Origin of the sequence: Frankia sp. Mgl5 (genome assembly GCF_023242985.1) — a bacterium.
Lineage (GTDB): Bacteria > Actinomycetota > Actinomycetes > Frankiales > Frankiaceae > Parafrankia > Parafrankia soli.
In genome coordinates, this window is sequence record NZ_JALKFY010000151.1 from 1 (window position 1) to 265 (window position 265).

Here is a 265-nt window from a genome sequence, read left to right on the forward strand (position 1 = left end):
CTGCGGATTGGCAAAGCATTTTATCGCAGGCGCGGGAAATCTTGGGCGAGGGAGGGGAAGACAATGACCAGTCAGCGCTTCCGGAAGACCAGCCTTCCTTCGGCGAAGCGCAGGTCTATATACAGATGTTTCGCCACATCCCGATTCAGGTGAAGGTCACGCAGGGTACGGAGCAGATTCGCGCCGGGTTGCCTGAGCGTTTCGGCAAGGCGGCAATGCGTGCCGGTTCTGCTTCACCTAACCTGATCATGGAGCGCCACTGGGT

At 58.5% G+C, this 265-nt stretch carries 1 protein-coding gene; it reads left to right on the forward strand.

What is annotated here, in order from left to right; translation table 11 throughout:
• Positions 1-265 (forward strand): virulence factor (locus MXD62_RS08770; protein ID WP_248828886.1); only part of this gene is annotated, 265 nt, incomplete at both ends.